The sequence below is a fragment of the Microcoleus sp. S13C4 genome (genome assembly GCF_036700865.1).
GTDB lineage: Bacteria > Cyanobacteriota > Cyanobacteriia > Cyanobacteriales > Microcoleaceae > Microcoleus.
The window spans coordinates 57,370-79,045 of record NZ_JAUBPS010000009.1 but is presented as its reverse complement, the minus strand read 5'-3'; the positions used below and the strand labels follow the sequence as shown (position 1 = coordinate 79,045).

General features: G+C 46.3%; 11 protein-coding genes. 7 read left to right on the top strand and 4 right to left on the bottom strand.

Annotated elements, in window-relative coordinates:
- Positions 1-472: 472 nt before the first annotated feature.
- Complete coding sequence (gene glgP, locus QT996_RS06435) at positions 473-3,031, bottom strand: alpha-glucan family phosphorylase (RefSeq protein WP_333045332.1); 2,559 nt, start codon at positions 3,029-3,031, stop codon at positions 473-475.
- Between the two features lie 381 nt (positions 3,032-3,412).
- On the bottom strand, positions 3,413-6,760 hold the full coding sequence (locus QT996_RS06430) for an EAL domain-containing protein (RefSeq protein ID WP_333045331.1): 3,348 nt from the start codon (positions 6,758-6,760) through the stop codon (positions 3,413-3,415).
- Between the two features lie 340 nt (positions 6,761-7,100).
- Here QT996_RS06430 and QT996_RS06425 point away from each other — a divergent pair, with 340 nt between their 5' ends.
- The 5 genes from QT996_RS06425 (at position 7,101) to QT996_RS06405 (ending at position 12,656) form a co-directional block, all read left to right on the top strand.
- Positions 7,101-7,685, top strand: a complete 585-nt coding sequence (locus QT996_RS06425; RefSeq protein WP_333045330.1) for a hypothetical protein — start codon at positions 7,101-7,103, stop codon at positions 7,683-7,685.
- A gap of 349 nt (positions 7,686-8,034) precedes the next feature.
- Positions 8,035-9,072 carry a M28 family peptidase gene (locus QT996_RS06420; protein WP_333045329.1) on the top strand — a complete coding sequence of 346 codons (1,038 nt, stop codon included), beginning with the start codon at positions 8,035-8,037 and terminating at the stop codon, positions 9,070-9,072.
- Between the two features lie 140 nt (positions 9,073-9,212).
- Complete coding sequence (locus QT996_RS06415; protein WP_333045328.1) at positions 9,213-11,075, top strand: ABC-ATPase domain-containing protein; 1,863 nt, start codon at positions 9,213-9,215, stop codon at positions 11,073-11,075.
- A 155-nt stretch (positions 11,076-11,230) separates the two neighbouring features.
- A complete protein-coding gene (locus tag QT996_RS06410) occupies positions 11,231-12,169 on the top strand; it encodes an FHA domain-containing protein (RefSeq protein ID WP_333045327.1) in 939 nt (312 codons plus the stop codon).
- 37 nt (positions 12,170-12,206) lie between these two features.
- Positions 12,207-12,656: an EVE domain-containing protein gene (locus QT996_RS06405; protein ID WP_333045326.1), complete on the top strand. Its 450-nt coding sequence runs from the start codon at positions 12,207-12,209 to the stop codon at positions 12,654-12,656.
- 84 nt (positions 12,657-12,740) lie between these two features.
- Here QT996_RS06405 and QT996_RS06400 read toward each other — a convergent pair whose 3' ends face one another.
- Both QT996_RS06400 and QT996_RS06395 read right to left on the bottom strand, forming a co-directional pair.
- A complete protein-coding gene (locus tag QT996_RS06400) occupies positions 12,741-13,781 on the bottom strand; it encodes a glucokinase (RefSeq protein WP_333045324.1) in 1,041 nt (346 codons plus the stop codon).
- Between the two features lie 35 nt (positions 13,782-13,816).
- Entirely contained in the window at positions 13,817-15,883 is a 2,067-nt protein-coding gene (locus QT996_RS06395; RefSeq protein ID WP_333045323.1) for an amylo-alpha-1,6-glucosidase, read from the bottom strand.
- Positions 15,884-16,200: 317 nt separating this feature from the next.
- On the opposite strand from QT996_RS06395, the gene treZ reads away from it, so the two are divergent.
- Both treZ and treY read left to right on the top strand, forming a co-directional pair.
- Positions 16,201-18,024: a malto-oligosyltrehalose trehalohydrolase gene (treZ, locus tag QT996_RS06390; protein WP_333045322.1), complete on the top strand. Its 1,824-nt coding sequence runs from the start codon at positions 16,201-16,203 to the stop codon at positions 18,022-18,024.
- Between the two features lie 378 nt (positions 18,025-18,402).
- Positions 18,403-21,198: a malto-oligosyltrehalose synthase gene (treY, locus tag QT996_RS06385; protein WP_333045368.1), complete on the top strand. Its 2,796-nt coding sequence runs from the start codon at positions 18,403-18,405 to the stop codon at positions 21,196-21,198.
- The last annotated feature ends 478 nt before the right edge of the window (positions 21,199-21,676 follow it).

The window sequence follows — 21,676 nt, the reverse complement described above, 5'->3', positions numbered from 1 at the left end:
CACCATACTGGGCTTATAAAAATTCCGAAATCGTGAATTTATACCTGTATTCAGCAACGCCACCAAAAAGGAAAACTGGCAGAATGTCAACTCTAATTGATGAAACTCTGCCAGTATATTGTAGATATTGATCAATCCTCGAACCCAATCTGAATTTTGCAAACATCCTGCATAAGAATCAGCATTCATCTGTGGTTCAAACCTCCCCGAAATCCCCACCAGTGTTGCCACCCTCAAAGCCTTAGAAGACCAGCTAGATGCCTTGCTGTACGCTTATATACGCGGTCACTGGTGGTACTGGGAATACAGCGGAATTTGGTATTGGGCGATCGCACAATCGGCTACATAGTCATTCCCCAAGGAAGATAAGGAGAGTCGGAGAATGGGAAAGTGAGTGGGAGAGGGGGACAGGGGGAGAATCTTCTTTCTTCTTTCTTCCTTCTTCCCTCTTCCTTCTTCCTTCTTCCTTCTTTTAATGTGCCCAGAGAATCACGCCAGCTTCATAAGGACTGCTGAGATTGTCGTGCTTGGGCAAAACCCGCAACGACAAACCTTGCAAACCGCTAGAAGTATAAGTAATATCAGCCGTATAAAGGCTAGCATTGTTAGCATCTTCCCCCAAATACTCCATTACCACCGGCACGCCACCGACAATATCTCCGTTAGCATCAACCGAACCTTGATAAAGTTCGACTTGCACATCCGCAGGCGTCAATCCCATCAGATTAATCCGAGATTTAACAGCGATCAATTGATTGACCTTAACTTCCTTATCCTGGGAAATATCAACAGCCTCAATCTTAATATCGTGCCACTTCGCGAGAACGTGCTTCTTCCAGTGAGACAACTCCTTCGCGGGAGCGCAATTATCCGAAGTCATCGTGAAGAATCGATCGCTCACCGGGAAATATGCCCGCCGCGCGTAATCTTTCACCATCCGAGCAGTATTGAACAAAGGACAATTCAAGCGAATAGAATCCTTCATTTTCGCCGTCCAACCGCGGGGAATTCCATCAGTATCCCGGTTGTAAAATAGCGGTACAACTTCTTTTTCCATCAAGTCATACAAAGCATTCGCCTCGACCTCATCCTGATACTTAGTATCTTCGTAAAATTCCCCATGTCCGATCGGCCAACCGGTACGAACATAATCAGCCTCATCCCACCATCCGTCAAGAATGCTCAGATTCGGCAAACCATTCATCGAAGCTTTCATCCCGGAAGTACCGGAAGCCTCACGCGGGCGGCGCGGCGTATTCAGCCACACATCGCAGCCAGACACCATCATGCGAGCGACGTTAATGTCGTAGTTCGGCAAAAACACCATCGAACTCATCGTCTCGTGCTCGCGGATGAAGTGAACGATATCCCGAATCAATTCCTTACCCGGAATATCCATCGGGTGAGCTTTCCCAGCAATCACAAACTGCACGGGGCGGTTTTTGTCCCGCATGATCCGCATAATTCGATCGACATCACGCAAAAATAGCGTCGCCCGCTTGTAAGTAGCAAAGCGGCGTGCAAACCCGATCGTCAGCACCTTCGGATCGAGAGCCTCCCGCGCGTTTTCGATTTCCGTTTGGGCCGCACCCCGCTCGCGCAAAGTCTTTTGCAGCCACTCCCGTGCGAACACCACCAACTCGGATCGACAGCGTTCGTGATTGCGCCACAATTCCTCATCAGGAATCGACGGAAGCCTGTCCCAGAGACGATCGTCCTTACCGGTCATTTCCCAGTCTGGGCCGAGGTATCGATCGTACAACTCCTGAGTAGACTTCGCCACACAACTGCGAGCGTGAACCCCATTCGTAATCGAAGTAATCGGCACCTCTTCCTGCGGTAAACCCGGCCACAACCCCTGAAACATCGGGCGCGACACCACACCGTGCAAAGCCGCCACCCCGTTGACAAAACTCGACATTTTAATAGCCAAAATAGCCATATTCAGAGGCCCAGACAAATCGCGAGTATTCTCCCGGCCCAATCCCAGAAACTCATCTTGCGACAAGCCAAAAATCTTGGGATACTGACCCAGATAGTGCATCACCATATCCGGCTCGAACAAGTCAAACCCAGCAGGCACAGGCGTGTGAGTCGTAAACATACTGCTCGAAACTACCACCTGTTCCGCTTCCACAAAACTCAGGTGATATTCCTCCATCAGCATGCGAATGCGTTCCAAAGCCATGAAAGCCGCGTGCCCTTCATTCATGTGATAAGCAGTGACTGTCAAGCCCAGGGCCTTGAGCATTTTCACGCCGCCGATGCCCAGCATGATTTCTTGGTGCATCCGCAGGGTTTTGTCACCGCCGTACAGTTGGTCGCTAATATCTTGGTCGTAGCGGCTGTTAGGTTCAATATTTGTATCCATTAGGTACAAAGGAACCGTTCCCACTTGTACCCGCCAAATCCGGGCGTACACCTTGCGGCCGGGATAGTCTACCTCAATCCGCAATTCCGAACCGTCAGGATTGCGTTCCAGGTGGAGTGGCATATTGTAGAAATCGTTGAGCGGATAGCGTTCTTGCTGCCACCCGTCGGCGTTTAGATACTGCGAGAAATAGCCTTCTTGGTAAAGCAAACCAACGCCGACTAAGGGCAATCCCAAATCGCTAGCTGATTTGAGGTGGTCGCCCGCGAGCACGCCCAAACCGCCGGAATAGATGGGTAGGGCTTTAACTAAGCCGAATTCCATCGAAAAGTAAGCGTAGCATTCTTTCTGCTCTGTACCGCGCTGTTTGCGGTACCAGGCCCGATTTTTGAGATAATCGTCTAACTGCTGGGCTGCTCGGTTCATTTGGGCAATGAAGCCTTCGTCTTCTGCCATTTCTTGCAGTCGCTCTTGAGATATGGTTCCGAGCATCAGCACTGGGTTTTGGTTGCTGGAGTCCCAGAGGTCTCGATCGAGGCGGCGGAAAAGGTCTTTGGTATCAACGTTCCAGTCCCAGTGCAAGTTGTAAGCAAGCTTGCGTAGCGGTTCGAGGATTGCTGGTAGGGACGGGGAAACGTTAAATGTGCGAATCGGCTGCATAGACAACTTATATATTTCAGGGTAGGGATATTTTCGTCTGTCTTTGGGTACAAGTCCGTCATTCTGCACACTATTTTAATTTTTAAGGAGCGGGGGGCGATCGCGATCGACCATCATTAAGCACACGAAGCCGTGCTCTGTCCCTAACCTAGCTAAGCTTTTAACTGCGGTGGCGGGATTTAGGACTTGATGCCCCTGAGCTGACAATTTCTCAAGTTAAAGCGCTGGATCACGCTTTGGGCAACAATCTTAACGAATTGCCCGACAACTTAGGCTCGCCGCAGCGCTTTAGCAGTGATGATGTTGGGGGTGTAGCGGAGGAAAATAAGTCGCGAGACTAAGATTCGCGGTCAAGAACCATAACTAATAACTAATGACTCATTAAGCAATTTTTACTTTACTCAACAGAGAATTTACCAACAGTTTGCTAGCATCGCCAGCCGAGAGGGCAGGGCTGAAATAATAACCCTGAATTTCTTGACAGTGGAGTTCGCGCAAACACTCCAACTGCTCTTTAGTTTCTACTCCTTCTGCTACTACGCTCAAGTTCAAATCTCGCCCCAGCGTCGCTACAGCCTTGGCGATCGCCCGTTCGCACGGATCAGTCGTCAGTCCGCTGACAAAGGATTTATCTATTTTTAAGATATTCAAGGGAAACTTTTTGAGATAATTTAGAGAACAATAACCCGTGCCGAAATCGTCCAGCGCAATTTGCACTCCCATATTCTGCAACTCCCGGAGAACTTTTGTGGTATAATCCACATCTTGCATGGCTGTAGTCTCGGTAATTTCTAACTCTAAATAGTTGGGTGCTAAACCGCTTTTTTCCAAGCACTTAGCTACCATTTGTACTAAATTAAATTGCTGGAACTGCCGAGCCGAAACGTTGACTGCTACCCGCAAATCTGGCTGCAAAGCATCCTGCCAAGCTTTATTTTGAGTGCAGGCTGTTTGCAGCACCCATTCCCCTATAGCTACAATTAATCCGTTATCTTCGGCGATCGGAATAAATGTAGCGGGAGTAACTAAACCTAATTGTGGATGTTGCCAGCGCAGCAGGGCTTCCATGCCCTGAATTTTCCAAGTAGTAATGTTGACTTTTGGCTGGTAGAAAACCTCAAATTCTCCCTGTTCTAAAGCCTCGTGCAGCCTCTGTTCTATAGTTAGTAAATGGCTGCCTTGGGGATTAATTGTTGAAGTATATAACTGATAGTTATTTCTTCCCATTTCTTTAGCGCGGTACAAGGCGGCATCGGCATTTTTGACTAAAGTTTCGGCATCTTCACCATCATCTGGATAAAGGGCAATGCCGATGCTGCTGCTAACATGAAACGGTTGTCCTTCTAGTTTAAATGCTGGCTTTAAATTGTTGAGTATTCTTTGAGCTGTTTTAACTGCATCTTCTAAGCAATTGATATCGGGAAGCAGTATGGTAAATTCGTCGCCTCCCCAGCGGGCAACCGTATCAGTCGATCGCAAAGTGTCGCTGATGCGTCCGGCAAAACATTCTAACAGGCGATCGCCCGCAGCATGACCTAGTGTATCATTAATCTTTTTGAACCTGTCCAAGTCTAAAAACATCACAGCTAACATTTTTTTGGTTTGTTTAGCTTGTTTTAAGGACGCCAGCAGCCGCTCGTTAAAAAGTATCCGGTTCGGTAAACCGGTGAGTTGGTCGTAAACAGCTTGATAGCGAATAATTTCTTCAGCTTGCTTGCGCTGAGTAATGTCCATCATCGTGCCGAGTGCCCGTACTGCTTTGCCACTTTCATTGCGGATGATGTAGCCCCGATCGAGCACAAAAACATATCCCCCGTCTGCACGGTGAAAGCTGTATTCTTCCGACCAACATTGAGCGTCTGAGTTCATTGCTTCGGTGAAGCTTAACATCACTCTTTCCCGTTCTTCGGGATGAATATTTAGCCACCACGATTCTAATTCTATCGTTTGACTTTCGTTGAGTTTGTATCCAAAAACTTTTTCAAACTCTTTACTCAACCAATACTCATTTTTTAACAAATCAAAATCCCATACGGCATCATTTGTCGCCCTCGTCAGCAGGTGAAAGCGTTCTTCGCTTTTGCGTAGTTTTTCTTCGGATTGCACCCGTTCCGTTACATCCCGAAAACTGAATACTCGACCCGTAATTTTGCCTCCCGTGCGCTGCGGCAACGAGTAGCGCTCCAAGATTCTGCCATCTGTAAACTCGATGATATCGTAACTTTCTGCTTCGGGGCGATCGGACAATTCTTTAGCACGGTTGAGAAATATTGCCGGGTATTTTAACTGGTTGATTCCGAACTCCCAAATTTGCTTGTTATCTCTCGAATCGAGCAGGAAATCCGGCAACTGCCACATTTCGGCAAACTTGCGGTTAAAAGTGAGAACTTTTCCTACACTATCAACCGCCAGAATGCCGTCAGCAGTAGATTCAATGGTTGCTTGAAGCAGCGAAAGAGATGTTTCTAGTTCTAACTCTGCTAATTTGCGATCGCTGATGTCAAAAGCTGTGATTAATATTGACGCTTTTCTCTCAAATTTAATAATATCTACAGTTGCTTCTATCCAGCGCATTTCTCCGGTTTTCGTGACTATTATTAATTCATATTTTGAGCCTGCACTTGAGCGCGCTTGCCGGGAGATACCCCATTTTTTAACTATTTCTAGAAAATCTCGATGAATTAAGTCGTATAAATCCAATGCTAGCAATTCTTCGCGAGTATATCCTGTCAGAGCTTCTGTCTGAGCATTGACATAGCGCAACTGTTGGCGGTGATAGATAAATGCCACAGCATTAACAGTTTCTATCAGTTGCCGAAACTTTTTTTCACTGCGCCGCAAATTTCTTTCCGCCCGCTTGCTATCGGTAATATCTTGTGCTATGTACAACTGACCGCTGACCTTGCCTTTGCCGTCGCGAATAATTGAAATAGAAAGCAGTACAATTATTTTTTTTCGCTGTTTGGAAAGGTAGACTTTTTCGACGTTGCGGACAGAACCTTCCGCTGTTAAATTTACTACTTCTAACTCGGGCGCAGGTGATTCAGTTTTCTTAAAAATTCCGGCTATGGGTTTACCTAACAACTCTTTTTTAGAGTATCCCAAAAGTTGACAGGTAGCTTGGTTTAACGACAGGATATGACCGCCTGGGGTGGTAGCAATTATCGAGACGTTCATTTCCTCGCAAATATCGAGGGCATATTCGGCAGTTTGCTGCAAATCTTGGGTCATTTGGGCAATAGTATCCCAGATATCCTGTTCTTTTTTTGGATACAACACTTTTTCTCCTTCTGGTAACTTGTTCTTCACTGTTTCAGACTTGGCTTTGATTAACCCCATCATCTTAGATAAGCTATTTACTGTTTTACCCCGGATCACTAATGAGATTACTACACAAATAAAAACTAGATAATGACCGATTATGGCTAACCTAAGAGTAGTTTCTTTTCGCGGAGTATCCTGAGATGGTATATAATTGTAAATCGGTAAATTTACGGGTTCAATTGGGGATAACTTATCCCAAAATAATGAGGCTCTTATAGAAGTAAGGGGGCGAGATGCCAAGCGCAAATAGCTATGTTTCTGAGACAGAATCAAAATCCCTTCTACAGGGGGAGGGCCATGTCCATCTGCTAGACTTGTCGATAATATTTTTGGATTTATGCCACATTCCACACCAAAAATAGCCACCGCTAAATATCCCAATATTAATTGAAAAATTATTTTCATGTGCTCTATTTCCTAATCTTAAATAAAGCTTTTTAGCAATCATAAATCTCAAAAACTTTAGCCGAACTTGCTCTACCCTAGGAAAACCCAGCCACCCTTAATTTATGTGGATCTGTAAATATTTTTTGCCCAGCTAATAAGTTAGATTTATAACTAATTACCATTTTAATCTTAATTTAAAATATGTCATCAGCCATTTTGCCACAAATTATCCGCCATTATACCTATACATCGGCTGGGAGCGCTAAAATTAGATACTTCCGGCAAGAATGCGACCGGGATTTGTTAGAAAAATAAATAATTAGCCTAAAATCGATGCAGAGGTCCCCTAATTGAACCCATGAGTCAGACCATCCCAGAACTCCAAAAAGAAGTCCGCGCGCTGCAAGCAGAAGTTACCGCCCTGCAAGAGTCGCGGGAAAAACTTGGCGTACAGCGCTCTGAGTGCCGAGTGGCGGTCAGTTTTCCCAAAAATAATACTCCTGAAGCCATTGCTGAGTTCCACCAGCAAACTGCTGCTTTTGGGGAGCAGTGGTTGCAGCAAATCCAGGAAATTGACCGAGAGACTAAAAATATTGAAAAGCAACTGCAGCCAAAACAGGCTTTACTCAATTACAAACAAGGTGAACTAGACAAATTGCTGGCCGGACAGCACTGGCAAGAAGTAGAAAACCACGTTCAAACCGGGGAAAAACGCTTGCAAGCACAAGCTCGGAGAATCAATCAAGCAGCAGCGCAGCTAGAGGCAGAGATTCAAGCTTTAAAAGCACTGTACGATCAACTCAATCCCAGTTATTCCGAGTGGTTTCAACAACCAACTCAAATAGTTGAATTTTCGGCAAAAACTATTCCTTATGCTTTTCCCAGCAGCAGCGGCTTGATATTGGAAAACAAGGAGATTGAGTGGGACAAAAAGGAGTTTTGACTTGTGCATTTTGAATCCTGGATTAGTAGGATTTAATGTCGCGGTCGAATGACGCAATAAGCAATACACTTTCGACGGCGACATTCACAGGTTTTTACCTGCTTTATTAGGTAAATAAAAAACACAAAACAGCCTCTGCCGCAGCTAATGTGGAGTTTTTAGTTTCATTTTTTGAAACCCGTTTATTTTTCACTCTGGTATCAAGATAAAATCTAAAATCTAACAGTCCTAGACAGATAAACCGGGTTGTACGGAAAGACTTCATTGCAACCCTCCCTCCTGCTAAAAACCCGCTTGATGAGAGTGAGGAGTGCGTAAGCCCTGTCTAAAATCTCAAATAGACTTACTGATGAAACAATTGATTTGGATAGCGCTATTTATTCTGGTTGCGGTGGCGGCTGTGGGTTGGCGTTCTGACTCGTGGCAGCGGTTGTCGGCTGTACCGGAAGTTTCAATCGATCGCAATATCCACACTTCTCAAAACCCGTCTCCCTTACCGCTTCCTGCTGAAAAAAATGCTTTTTCTCTACCCCTAATTGACCCGTCCCGGTTGTGGAAACACGTTGAGACTTTAGCAGGAGAACGTGAGGAAGAAGGATCTCGCTCTTTTACTAGAGATTACATTTCTAAACAACTGCAAACATTAGGATTGTCTGCAGAGTTGCAGCGGTTCGATCGCGGAATCAACGTCTTCGCTGAGAGAAAAGGCACTGACTCAAACGCCGGGGCAATTTTAGTGGCAGCACACTACGATACTGTACCAAACTCCCCAGGCGCTGACGACAATGCGACGGGAGTGGCAGTAGTTTTAGAAGTAGCAAGATTGCTGGGTTCTCGCCCCACGCCGCGGACATTGCAAGTAGCATTTTTCGACAGGGAAGAACTCGGACTTTTAGGCAGTTTAGCATTTACAGGTAGCGACGCGCGGTTAAAAAATTTGCAGGGAGCGATCGTCCTAGATATGGTAGGTTATGCCTGCCACACGCCCGGATGCCAGCAATATCCCGAAGGATTGACAGCGCAACCTTTTCTAGAAGCATCGGGGGTAAAATCTCCCGATAAAGGCGAGTTTATCGCTGTGATTGGGGATGCGGAACATCCGCTGCTATTGAAAAGTTTTGCGGAGTCGGGAAAAGCCGATTTGCCTGCGGTGGTGGCGCTGCCGGTTCCCTTGAAAGGGTTGCTGACTCCTGATGTTTTACGCAGCGACCACGCGCCTTTCTGGTATAAAGGAATTGGTGCTGTGTTGGTGACAGATACTGCAAATTTGCGATCGCCTCACTATCACCAATCTAGCGATACATTAGCAACTATCGATCGACCTTTTTTCGCCGGTTCTGCTCAAATTGTTGTCAATGCCGTGGCTAAATTATTGGAAATTCGGTAATTGGTAATCGGTAATTGAGCATGAGGAATTGGCAATTGGGGATTGGGCATCGGGCATCGGGCATGGGGCATTGGGCATGATGACTGTTATTGATCCTGCCAACTGACTACTGCCAACTGCCAACTAATAACTAATGACTAATGACTAACAAAGAAAGTCTACAACGGCATTTACTGCAACTAGACAATCGAGGCTACAAAGCCTACAAAGACATTCAAGGTAACTACAACTTTTCTGAATTCACATTAATTATTGATTACGTGCAGGGAGATCCGTTTGCTTCTCCCAGTAAATTTAGAGTCAGAGTTCCGCCAAACATTGCTCAAATTCCCCGCGAACTTTTCAACTCTCACAGTCGAGAAATAGCCTTGCGAGATTACCTAACTCGCCAGTTTGACAAAGCCGCACACAGCATCAGCAGCAAACGCGGCACGGGGAAAAGTGGTATGATTGCAGTGACTCGCTGCGGACAAGAAGTTTTAGAGCGAACTTCCGCATTTATCATTTCCTCAAATACATCCGATCTTGAAGATTTAGGAGGAGTTGAACTGCGATTTGCCGTCGGACTTCCAGCGAGTGGACGTAGTATTTTAGGGCGACAAGCTGCTGAAATGCTGTGCAAAGATATTCCGCAAATTGTCAGCAAGTCTCTGAAGTATGCTAACTTAAATGCTGCTGAATGTCGCCGTCACGTTGAAACTGTAGAAGATGCTGAATGGCTGCGGCAGCAGTTAGCTCAAAATGGATTAGTTGCGTTTGTTGCTGACGGTTCTATTTTACCCCGCCGCAGCGGTGTTGACAACCGTCCTTTGTTAAATAATGCTGTGGCTTTTCAGTCGCCGCCGCCGTTAAAAGTTGAGTTTAATTGTCCGAATCGCGGTTTGATTTCCGGTATGGGTATTCCCGCTGGTCTTACTTTGATTGTTGGGGGTGGCTATCACGGCAAATCAACTTTACTCAGGGCGATAGAGTTGGGAGTTTACAACCGAATTCCGGGAGATGGTCGGGAATTTGTGGTGACTAATCCGGCGGCGGTAAAAATTAGATCGGAAGATGGCAGAAGTGTTGCAGGAGTTGATATTTCGCCTTTTATTAACCACTTGCCGCAAGGTAGAGATACTGCACAATTTTATACTGAAAATGCGAGCGGTAGCACGTCGCAAGCTGCTAATATTATTGAGGCCTTGGAAGTGGGGAGAAGGAAGTTCGGCAACGGATTATGTAACGGATTTAACGGATGTCAGTCCGATGGAAGTCGGAAGAAGGAAGAAGGAAGAGGGAATGAGGAACACGAGAGAAGGAAAAAGGAACAGGATTTAGTGCCTGTTTTATTGATTGATGAGGATACGGCGGCGACGAATTTTATGATTCGCGATCGCCGAATGCAGGAACTCATCGCTAAGTATAAGGAACCGATTACGCCGTTTATTGATAAAGTTAAACTGTTGTACGCAGATTGCGGCGTATCGACTATTTTAGTCATGGGGGGAAGCGGTGATTATTTTGATGTGGCGGATACTGTGATTGCAATGGAAAATTTTCAAGCAGATGATGTGACGGGAAAAGCTAAAGAAATTGCTATAAATTACTCGATTAGCCGTGCGGCTGAAGGGGGAGAAAATTTTGGTGAGATTACTCAAAGAGTGCCGATTCCTGCTAGTTTAGATCCGAGTCTGGGACGGCGAGATGTGCGGGTGAAGGTGCGCGATGTTGATGAATTGGCTTTCGGAACTGAGGAGATTGATTTGGGTGCTATTGAGCAAATTGTGGACAGCGGACAGTTAAGGGCGATCGCTGCGGCAATGGTTTATGCTAAGCAGCAATACATGGACGGAAAACGCACTTTGTCGGAAATCATAGATTTGGTGATGGCAGATATTGACGCGCAGGGGATGGATATTTTATCGCCTTTTCCTGAAGGGGATTTTGCCATGTTTCGACGGTTTGAATTGGCGGCGGTAATTAATCGGCTTCGCAGTTTGTCGGTTGTTGCCAAAAGGTAATAAAATTCTACCCATATAAATTGCTTTTTAGGCAGAGTGGGAGAGTGAGAAAAGTTTTATTCTGCCTAACAACTAATGACTAATGACTAACAACTAATGACTAATGACTAACAACTAATGACTAATGACTAATGACTAATGACTCACATTGAAGTATGACAGGCTATATAGGACAACTGACTGCTTTAAGCGATCGCCCGTATTTAGTATTAAGCAATCAAGGCGAGGTTTTACAGTTAGAGTTAAAACAGCAGCAACACGTATTGGGGCGCGATCGCACTCGTGCTGATTTAGCCATTCCCGAACCCTGGCGCGCAGTTTCCGGCGTTCACGCTGTTTTGCGCCAAATTGGGGATAATTACTGGATTTACGACGGTGACGGGCAGCGGCCGAGCACTAATGGCTTATTTGTCGATCGCACTCGCATCACTCCCAATGACGGTTATTGTCTGAAAAACGGCACAGAAATTAAAATCGGTCTCGATCCTCAAAATCAAGTTTTGCTGAGTTATTTTAATCCGCTGGCGAATCAGGTTGCTGTCCCTAGCAAGCAGTCAATTCTTCTTAAGAATCGGTCGGTTTTGTTGGGACGCGATCCAAACGCTTCGCTGCAATTAGATGCGCCGCTTGTTTCTAGACGCCACGCCACAATCGACCAAGACAGTCGCGGTAATTATATTTTGCGAGACCACAGCGTTAACGGGGTTTTTGTTAACGGTCAGCGCGTGACAAATTCTGTACAGTTGTCCGAGGGAGATGCAATTCGGATCGGCCCGTTTACTCTAACTTACCGCAGCGGTGAGTTGCAGATGCAAGACTCGGGCCATCAAATTCGTTTGGATGCTGACAGTCTGGTAATTCCGAAGCGTTTGGATAACATCACTTTGGCGATCGAACCGGGGCAGTTTGTGGCTTTAGTCGGCGGTAGCGGTGCGGGTAAATCTACTTTAATGCGGACGCTTTTAGGCATCGAAAAAACTACTAACGGCGCTGTGTTTCTCAACGGTGACAACCTGCGCCAAAACTTCAATATTTACCGCAATCAAATCGGTTATGTGCCTCAAGATGATATTGTACACGCAGAGTTTATTTGATGTTGACTCTGTGGTTGCAGAAGCGGAAAGATATTTTATGAATTACTGGCTGATGAAGTCGGAACCGGATGTTTACAGTATTGCGGATTTGAAGCACGATCGCACTTGCATTTGGGATGGCGTTCGCAACTATCAAGCTCGCAATTTTATGCGACAAATGAGTCGGGGAGACTTAGTATTTTTTTACCATTCTAATACTAAAATACCCGGAATTGTCGGCTTAGTCCGCGTGGTGGAAACTGGGATTGTTGACCCTACTCAGTTCGACATAAAAAGCGAGTATTATGATCCTAAATCGCAGTTTGATGCACCTCGATGGCAAACGGTAAAAGTGGAGTTTGTTGAAGAATTTACTAAGTTAATATCTTTGGGTAAACTTAAACAAAAGTTTAGCAGTGATGAGATTTGGCTGGTGAGAAAAGGCAATCGGTTATCGGTGATGCCGGTGTCTGAAAGTGCTGCTGAGAAGATTTTGAATATGAAATAACTCTAGCTAAGTATGGTGCGTCATCAGAGCGTTATTTCGTCAAATATTTAGAAGCTTAAAGCTGACGCACCATACAATTATTGACTAAAGACCGGCCGCACAAACAGCCGCACCAATTAACCCTACATTGTCATTCAAAACCAATCGAACCGGCATCATTTCTAACAGCGAATCCATCCGGCCTTTGTGCGTAAAAGCTCGCATAAAACCCCCTTCTAGCATCAGGGGCAAAATCTTAGCAGCGATGCCGCCGGCTATGTACAAACCGCCATAAGGTAGAAGTGACACAGCCATATTTCCTGCCACTGCACCGTAAGCTTCTACAAACATTTGCATTGTTTGTTCGGAAAGCCGATCGCACTTTTTGAGAGCCGCCTGTGCAATTGTTGCCCCCGGATCGACACTCTTTTCGCTTTTACCGATTTCTGACTCCCATTTTTTGATAACTTCCCCTATCTCCGGCGATTCAGGAGCAAACTTTCTGTCCCGCAAAAACTGGTAAATTGAAACAATCCCTTGTCCCGAAACTACACGCTCGATCGATATTCTTTGAATGTCGTGTTTTGCTAACAAATATTTCAGCAATTCAAACTCCAACTCCGAACGAGGAGCAAAGTCACCGTGCCCCCCTTCCGAAGAAAAAACCCTGATGCCATTTGCTTCGGGAATTCCAAAACAATTTCCCAAACCAGTACCCGCACCAATCACAGCAATTGGATCGTGTTGACGGGGTTTTCCTACTTGCAAAATGTGCAAGTCTTTAGCATCCAAACCCCACACGCCATAGCCAACCGCAACAAAATCATTAATTAAACTGACGCGGGATATTTTTAATTCTTGTTCCAGACGCTTCGCATCCAGCACCCAAGGCAAATTAGTCAGTTTTGCAGTGTTGTTAACCACCGGTCCTGCGATCGCAAAACAAGCTTTTTCTGGCACAACCGGCCCATTCAACTTACTAGCAGCTTCCCTCAAAAACTGCTGCACCATCGGCACTAAATCGGGAAACTCCCCGCTCGGGTAGCGAAACTCGTAAACAGGGTTCATTTCACCGTTAACACTCCTTTCCACCAAGCGTAAAATCGTCTTTGTTCCGCCAATATCGCCAGCTAATAATAATGCCATAAATCTCCTATTCAACCAAACATAACATTCCTAATTTAAACACCCACAGTATTAATTGCCAACCAAGCCCGCAGCACCTCAGCCACAGTCCAAGCTTGAGCCGTGCAGCCCCGAGGCGAGTGAGGGGCGTCGCCCTCAAAAATTTCGGCCAGACTGCCAACTCCGCTGGCTCTTATATGATGTGCCATCGGTTCGAGGAATTCGCTCGCTTGTGCTGGGTTTTTGTATACGTGTAAGTGCGCCAAGACAAACGGGCCAATCAGCCAGCCCCAAACTGTGCCCTGATGGTAGGCGCTGTCGCGCTGCAATTGGTCGCCTCCGTATGCGCCGCGATACTGGGGGTGCTGGGGCGAGAGGCTGCGGAGGCCGACAGAAGTAAGAAGCTGCTGGGCGCAGGCGTCCACCACGCCGCGCTGCTGGATGGGCGTCAGTAACGGTGTATAGCGGGTTTCCTGGCGCATCCCCGCTGACAACGAGTTGGTCGAGTGAGGAGGAATCGAGTCTAGGGGCAGGGATACGGCGAATATTTGGTTGGGCCTCAGGGAGCTATCGTGTCCGTCTGGGCCGTCGAGAACGTCGTAACAGTAACCAGTTGAGGCGTTCCAGAAGCGGGGGAATCCGGCGGCTGTTCGATCGCCCAATTGCTGGTATTCATTGTGAGGCTTGCCCAATTTTCGAGCAAAACTTGCCATAGCTTGTATAGCATTGTACCAAAGGGCGCTGAGTTCGATCGGCTTACCAATCCGGGGCGTCACCACCCAATCGCCGATTTTCGCGTCCATCCAAGTCAGTTGCACGCCGGTTTCGCCCGCGTAGATTAAACCGTCATCGGGATCGAGGCGGATGTTATACCGAGTTCCCTGTATGTGCCAATCCACAATCTCACATAAAGTAGGCCAGAGTTCGCTCAAAAGTTCCTCGTCCCCCGTGGCATCGATATAAGCGCGAATTGCCTCAAAGTACCACAGAGTCGCGTCTGCGGTGTTGTATTCCGGTGCGCCGCCGGCATCGGGAAAGCGGTTCGGCAGCATCCCCCGATCGACATACCGCGCAAATGTCCGCAAAATTGATCGCGCAATTTCCCATCGCCCGGTACAGATTGTGAGACCCGGCAGGGCGATCGTCGTGTCGCGCCCCCAGTCGCTGAACCAGGGATATCCGGCGATGATCGTTTTGCCTTCGAGTTCCTCCGGTAGCGAGCGGCTGACGATAAATTGGTCGGCGGCGAGCACTAAGTGATTGATCCAGTCGGGAGATTCGCTCACTTTCACTTTTGACCAGTTTTGCAGCAGTTGTTGGTCATAAGTGTGGCGCGATTCTAAAGCTGTACCGCCGTTGAGTTCGGTATTTTTCTCGGTGCTGGCTATCAATGTGAGAGAACTTCCCGGTGCGATCGTCATGTGAAAAGTCGCCGCGTGCAAGTGATCCTCGCAGCAATCCAATCCGCGCCGCTTTTCGGCTGCTAGGTCAAATCCGTAATGCCAATTGTATAAAGGCGTAGAAACTCGAAAATTCGCCTCTGGTTCGGCATCCGTCAGCAGGTACAGGGGTACAGACTTGGGAAATGCAGTCACGCAAACCCCGCGTTCTAAGGTCTGTAGGCTCATCTGCCAGTCGCCGACGCTCGTCGTGTGGTGGTAGTCGCGGTAGTTGACTAGGGCTTTGACAGCGAGAGCGATCGGTTGTGAGGCGCGGTGCAAGCGGTATTGAATATATGTTGTGTTAGCACCTTGCTGCATCCAAATCCGCTTTTCCAGGATAGCGTCGGCGAGAGCAAACCTCCAAACAGGCGTCGTGCCTTCTAGGTGAAAGCTTTCGATGTATTTGTAGCCGTGGGGTTCCATCGTCGCGTCAGCCCAGCGGTTTGTATAAAGCGGATAGGCGCGATCGTGATACACAGCCGTCTCGTCCAGCTTGGCGAGCATCAAAGTGCGTCCCAGCGGGGGTTTGAGGGCGGCTACCAGCAAGCCGTGATAGCGGCGGGTGAGGAGATTTGCGATCGTCCCGCTAGCGTAACCGCCGATCCCGTTGGTGACCAACCACTCCCGAGACTCCGCCGAGTCGAGATTGCAGCAGATTTCCCGTCCAAAAGCCATAACCATAAAATCTACACTCGCGCTGATTTTTGACCTACCTTTAGGTAGATTTTCGACATAATATCAACCAGAAATATTAACGCTTCCAGGCCGTTAATTTGGCGATCGCCCCCGTGCCGATTCCTGCTCTAATTTAGACATAACTAACCGCTACTTTTGCGGATTACACGATTTTAGCCTTTGATGCCTCTGTCTAAAGTTAGTTGTTTGTTATATTAAGTAATATTACCGTCTAAACAGGCGCTGAACGTTAAGGGCAAAGCATTTGATAGCGCGTCGGGCGATCGAACTACCAACCTATTTTATAAGGAGAACAGCTCAAAGTGAAGATAGGAGCAAATTACCTCGGCAATAACCAATGTGAATTTACCGTTTGGGCGCCCACCCTCAAACAAATCGCAGTCCAAATTGTTTCCCCAAAAAAACGCCTGATACCCCTGCAACAATCGGCAGAAGGTTATTGGCAAACCACAGCTACAGACATCGAACCAGGAACCCTTTACACTTACCAAATTGAAGGAAAAACCGACCGACCAGACCCAGCCTCAAAATATCAACCCCAAGGCGTACACGCTCCGTCGCAAGTAATAGATGAAAATATTTTTACTTGGAGTGACACAAATTGGCAAGGCGTGCCGCTAGCCGAAATGATTATTTACGAACTCCACGTCGGCACATTCACCCAAGCCGGAACATTTGAAGCAATAATTCCCCAGCTCAACCGACTCAAAGAACTGGGAATCAACGCCATCGAAATAATGCCAGTAGCCCAATTCCCTGGCGAGCGAAACTGGGGATATGACGGCGTATATCCCTACGCCGTTCAAAACTCATACGGCGGCCCCGAAGGCTTCAAAACACTCGTCAACGCTTGCCACGAACACGGCATTTCAGTAATTCTCGATGTAGTGTATAACCACCTAGGCCCCGAAGGAAATTATCTCAGGGACTTCGGCCCCTACTTTACCTCAAAATACGGCTCAGTTTGGGGAGACCCCCTCAACTTCGACGACGCATACAGTGACGGAGTGCGGAACTACTTTATTGAAAACGCCCTCTACTGGTTTCGAGACTATCACATTGATGCCCTGAGATTAGATGCAATTCAAGCAATATTTGAAGTAGGTGCAAGACCTTTTTTACAAGAACTATCCGAGGCCACAGCCGATATTTCCCAAGAATTAGGACGGCAACTTTACTTAATAGCCGAAAGTGACTTAAATGATGTCCGCACTATACGTCCCAAAGAACTCGGTGGCTTCGGACTAGACGCCCAATGGTGCGATGATTTCCACCACGCACTGCACGCCTTGCTCACCGGAGAAGACGACCGATATTACCAAGATTTCGGCAAGTGCGAACACTTAGAAAAAGCCTTCAAAGAAAGCTTTGTTTACTCCGGTCAGTACGCCCCCCACAGAAAGCGGAGACACGGCAATTCTGTTAAGGATGAACCGGGTCATAAATTTCTGGTGTTTGCCCAAACCCACGACCAAATCGGCAACCGCATTTTGGGAGACAGACTATCCAAAATAGTTGACTTGGAAGGATTGAAACTAGCAGCCGGCACCGTCTTAATTTCTCCCTACATTCCCTTCTTTTTTATGGGAGAAGAATACGGAGAAGAAACACCGTTTTTTTACTTCGTTTCCCACTCGGACGAAAACTTAATTGAAGCTATCCGCAAAGATAAACAACAAGAATTTAAAATCTTTGAAGGCCGAGGCGAGTTTCAAGACCCCCAGAGTCCTGAGACTTTCAATAAGTGTAAGTTAAACTGGGAAAAACAAGCCGAAGGCAAACACAAAATCCTCTGGGAATGGCATCAACATTTGATTCAACTGCGGCGGACAATACCGGCCCTTAAAAAACTGGACAAAAACAATCTAGAAGTGTCCAGCATTGAAGCCGAAAAAATCTTATTTCTACGTCGGTGGACAGATGACAGCCAGATATTCTGCATTCTAAACTTCAACAGGCAAGAGGTCGCTTTTACGGCTGCACTTCCCCAAGGTAACTGGAACAAAATTTTAGACTCTGCTGATGAAAAATGGATGGGTTCAGGTTCTAGCTTGCCTGAAAAGATAAATTCAGAGCAAAAATTGACCGTTAAACCGCAGAGTTTCGCACTCTATGAATTACAGTAATTAAAACGGGAAGCAGAGCCTCAAATACAGGCGTTCCCAGGCAGAGCCTAGGAACAAGAAATGGGAGGCAGAACCTCTCTCGTTCCCCGGCTCTGCCCCTTGGTGACAACTTAAGACTGAAACCATTGATAAATCTCGCTTGTAGCTAAGTCTAGATCCCCCTAAATCCCCCTTAAGAAGGGGGACTTTGAGAAGACTCTTGTCCCCCCCTTCTTAAGGGGGGCTAGGGGGGATCTAACCTTAATACTCAAACAGCAGTCTGTGATTGGGTTTGACGTTAAGTTGTCACCCATCCTCCGCCGGGGAATGCAGTCGAGGAGGCTCTGCCTCATATATTAAAAAAGAAAACCCTAAAAAACCTGGAGTAAAATTAACATGATGAGAATTCCCACAACAACTTATCGGATTCAATTTCATGGAGGTTTTAACTTTGAAGCCGCCAAACAAATCCTTAGCTATCTGGAAGATTTAGGAATTACCGACCTTTACGCTTCACCAATCTTTAAAGCCAGAAAAGGCAGCTCTCACGGATACGATGTCGTTGACTCAAATCAGCTCAATCCCGAATTGGGAACATCAGAAAATTTTGAAGCCCTCACCTACGAAGTCAAGAAACGGAACATGGGATGGCTGCAAGATATTGTCCCAAACCACATGGCTTACGACACTCAAAACTTGCTGCTGTTAGACGTATTGGAACACGGGCCGGATTCCGACTATTTCGATTACTTCGATATTGAATGGAATCATGCTTACGAACATCTCAGAGGTCGAGTGCTGGCTCCGCTGCTGGGCAATTTTTATGGAGAGTGTCTGGAAAATGGCGAGATTCAACTCAAATACAGCGAAATTGGGCTGACAATCAATTATTATAGCTTACAATTGCCAGTAAGAATTGAATCTTATGCTAAATTTATCAGTCATAATTTGGGCCATTTAGCCAGGGAATTAGGCAGACGCCATCCAGATTTTATCAAGTTTTTGGGAATTCTTTATTTGATTAAAAATACACCTTCAGAAACTAAAGGTAAAACCCGATACGATCAGATAGCTTTTGTCAAAGGACTGCTGTGGGAACTCTACAATCAAAATCCCCTTGTGCAGGAATTTATCGATGAAAACATCAATTTTTTTAACGGAGAAAAGGGCAATGCCGAAAGCTTTAATCTGCTAGACGATTTGCTTTCCGAGCAGTTTTACCGTCTGGCTTTCTGGAAAGTGGGGGCCGAAGAAATTAACTACCGAAGGTTTTTTACAGTCAACGAACTTATTTCGGTAAAAGTTGAAGAGATTAAAGTTTTTCACAAAAACCATGCTCTGATATTCGACATGGTTGATGAGGGAAAGTTTACCGGATTGAGAATTGACCACATCGACGGACTGTACGACCCCACAGAATATTTGAAACGACTCCGGGAGAAAATCGGAGACACTTATATTACGGTTGAAAAAATTCTGGAACACGAAGAAGATTTGCCGTCATATTGGCCGATTGAGGGAACTAGCGGCTACGACTTTTTGAATTACGTAAACGGCGTTTTCTGTCGGTGCGATCGCGAGCAGCAATTTAGCGAAATCTATCAGAGATTTACTCGCTTAAATGTTCCCTATGAACAGTTATTTTTAGACAAAAAAGGGCTGATTGTTGAGAAAAACTTGGCGGGAGATGTAGACAATCTAGCTCAACTTTTGAAGAATATATCGGGTCAATCCAGACAGGGAAACGACTTTACTCGTCCCGGTTTGGAAAAAGCATTGGCGGCTGTATTGACGATTTTTCCAGTCTACCGAACTTACATCAATCAAGATGGTTTGAGAGAGTCCGATCGCACTTACGTAAAATATGCGATCGCTCACGCGAAAGAACAAGTACCGCGACTTCTCAAGGAACTTAAATTTATCGAAACTGTCCTGTTGCTGGAAGAAGAAGAAACCCTAACAACCGAACAAAAAGAGCAGCGTCGGCACTTTGTAATGAAACTCCAGCAGTTGACCGGGCCTTTGATGGCCAAAGGCGTTGAAGACACCCTTTTATACGTCTACTATCGGCTTTTATCCCTCAACGAAGTGGGAGGAAACCCCAGTCAATTCGGCGTGTCGTTGGTAGATTTTCACGAGTTCAACAAACAGCAGCAAGTCGCTTGGCCGCACAAAATGAATGCTACAGCTACCCACGATACCAAACGCGGCGAAGATGTGCGAGCTCGAATTAACGTTTTGTCCGAAATTCCCGATGAATGGGAACAGCAAGTCAAGTCTTGGAGAGAGCTAAACTCTTCTAAGAAAGTCAACTTTGTGAATCGAATGGTTCCCAATACTAACGACGAATACTTCTTGTACCAAACTTTGCTCGGCAGTTTTCCCTTTGAGGGAATTGAAAATACTGATTATGTCGATCGCCTGAAAGATTATGTCATTAAAGCTGTCCGTGAAGCCAAAGTTTATACGGCTTGGCTGAGGCCGGATAACGACTACGAAGCTGGTTTTATGACCTTTGTCGATAGCGTTCTCGAACCTTCGGAACAAAATCAGTTTCTCAACAAATTTACACCTTTCTGGAAAAAAGTAGCTAATTACGGAATTTTCAATTCTTTATCTCAAACACTCCTGAAAATCACTGCTCCGGGCGTTCCCGACATTTATCAAGGGACGGAATTCTGGGATTTAAGCCACGTCGATCCGGATAACCGCCGTCCCGTTGATTTTGACCGCAGAATCGAGGTTTTGCGGGAAATTAAAGAGCAAGCTCAGACGGATATTTTGCAACTGGTTAAAGATTTGATTGCGACGCGGGAAGACGCGAGAATTAAGTTGTTTTTGACGGCAAGAGCTCTAGAAGCGAGAAAAAAATACTTGGAAGTTTTTCAATCAGGCGATTATCTGCCTCTGCAAGCAGTTGGCACGTTTAAAGATAATGTTGTTGCCTTTGCCAGAAGCTTTGGAGAGACTACCGTTATTGTCATTGCTCCCCGGTTTTTGACGGGAATTGTCAAACCCGAAGAAATGCCGCTCGGCAAACAAGTCTGGAAAGATACTAATTTGAAATTATCCGAGCAAATGCCGTCGGTTTGGAAAGATGCAATTACAAATCAGGCGGTAGAAAGTAACGGTACGTTGGCAATTGGTGAAGCTCTGAGTTACTTTCCGGCAGCTCTGCTGATCGGTGAAAGATAGCAATTAAAAGCTGGAAAATTCTCGAATAACCCGAGATTCCCAGCAGCCGGACTTGAGGCTCTCCCTAAATATATTCCTTCCCAGGCACAGTCTGGAAGTAAACCGATAGGGGCACGGCAATGCCGTGTCCCTTTTCAGAATTGATATTAAACCTGATTTGAAGTCAAAAAACCGATCGCCCCTACCAACCAAACAAAATTTATACAACAAAGACGGCAAATACAACACAACGTATACGGTTTGCCACAATACCCGAATCGATCGCACACCGTACATTGGGAAGAGTAAAGAAAAGCAAAGCAGTCAACAACTGTAGCGGTGCAAGCCTCACGGATGCAACCGTCCCCCCAGAGGTTCGGTAAATACCCCTTCATCGCAAGGTCTACCGCCCGCAGTATAGAGATCAGCACCCTATCGAAGACTGTATTAAAGCAGGACTCACTACCCGTAAACCGCGAGGTAAAATCGCAGTCCTGAA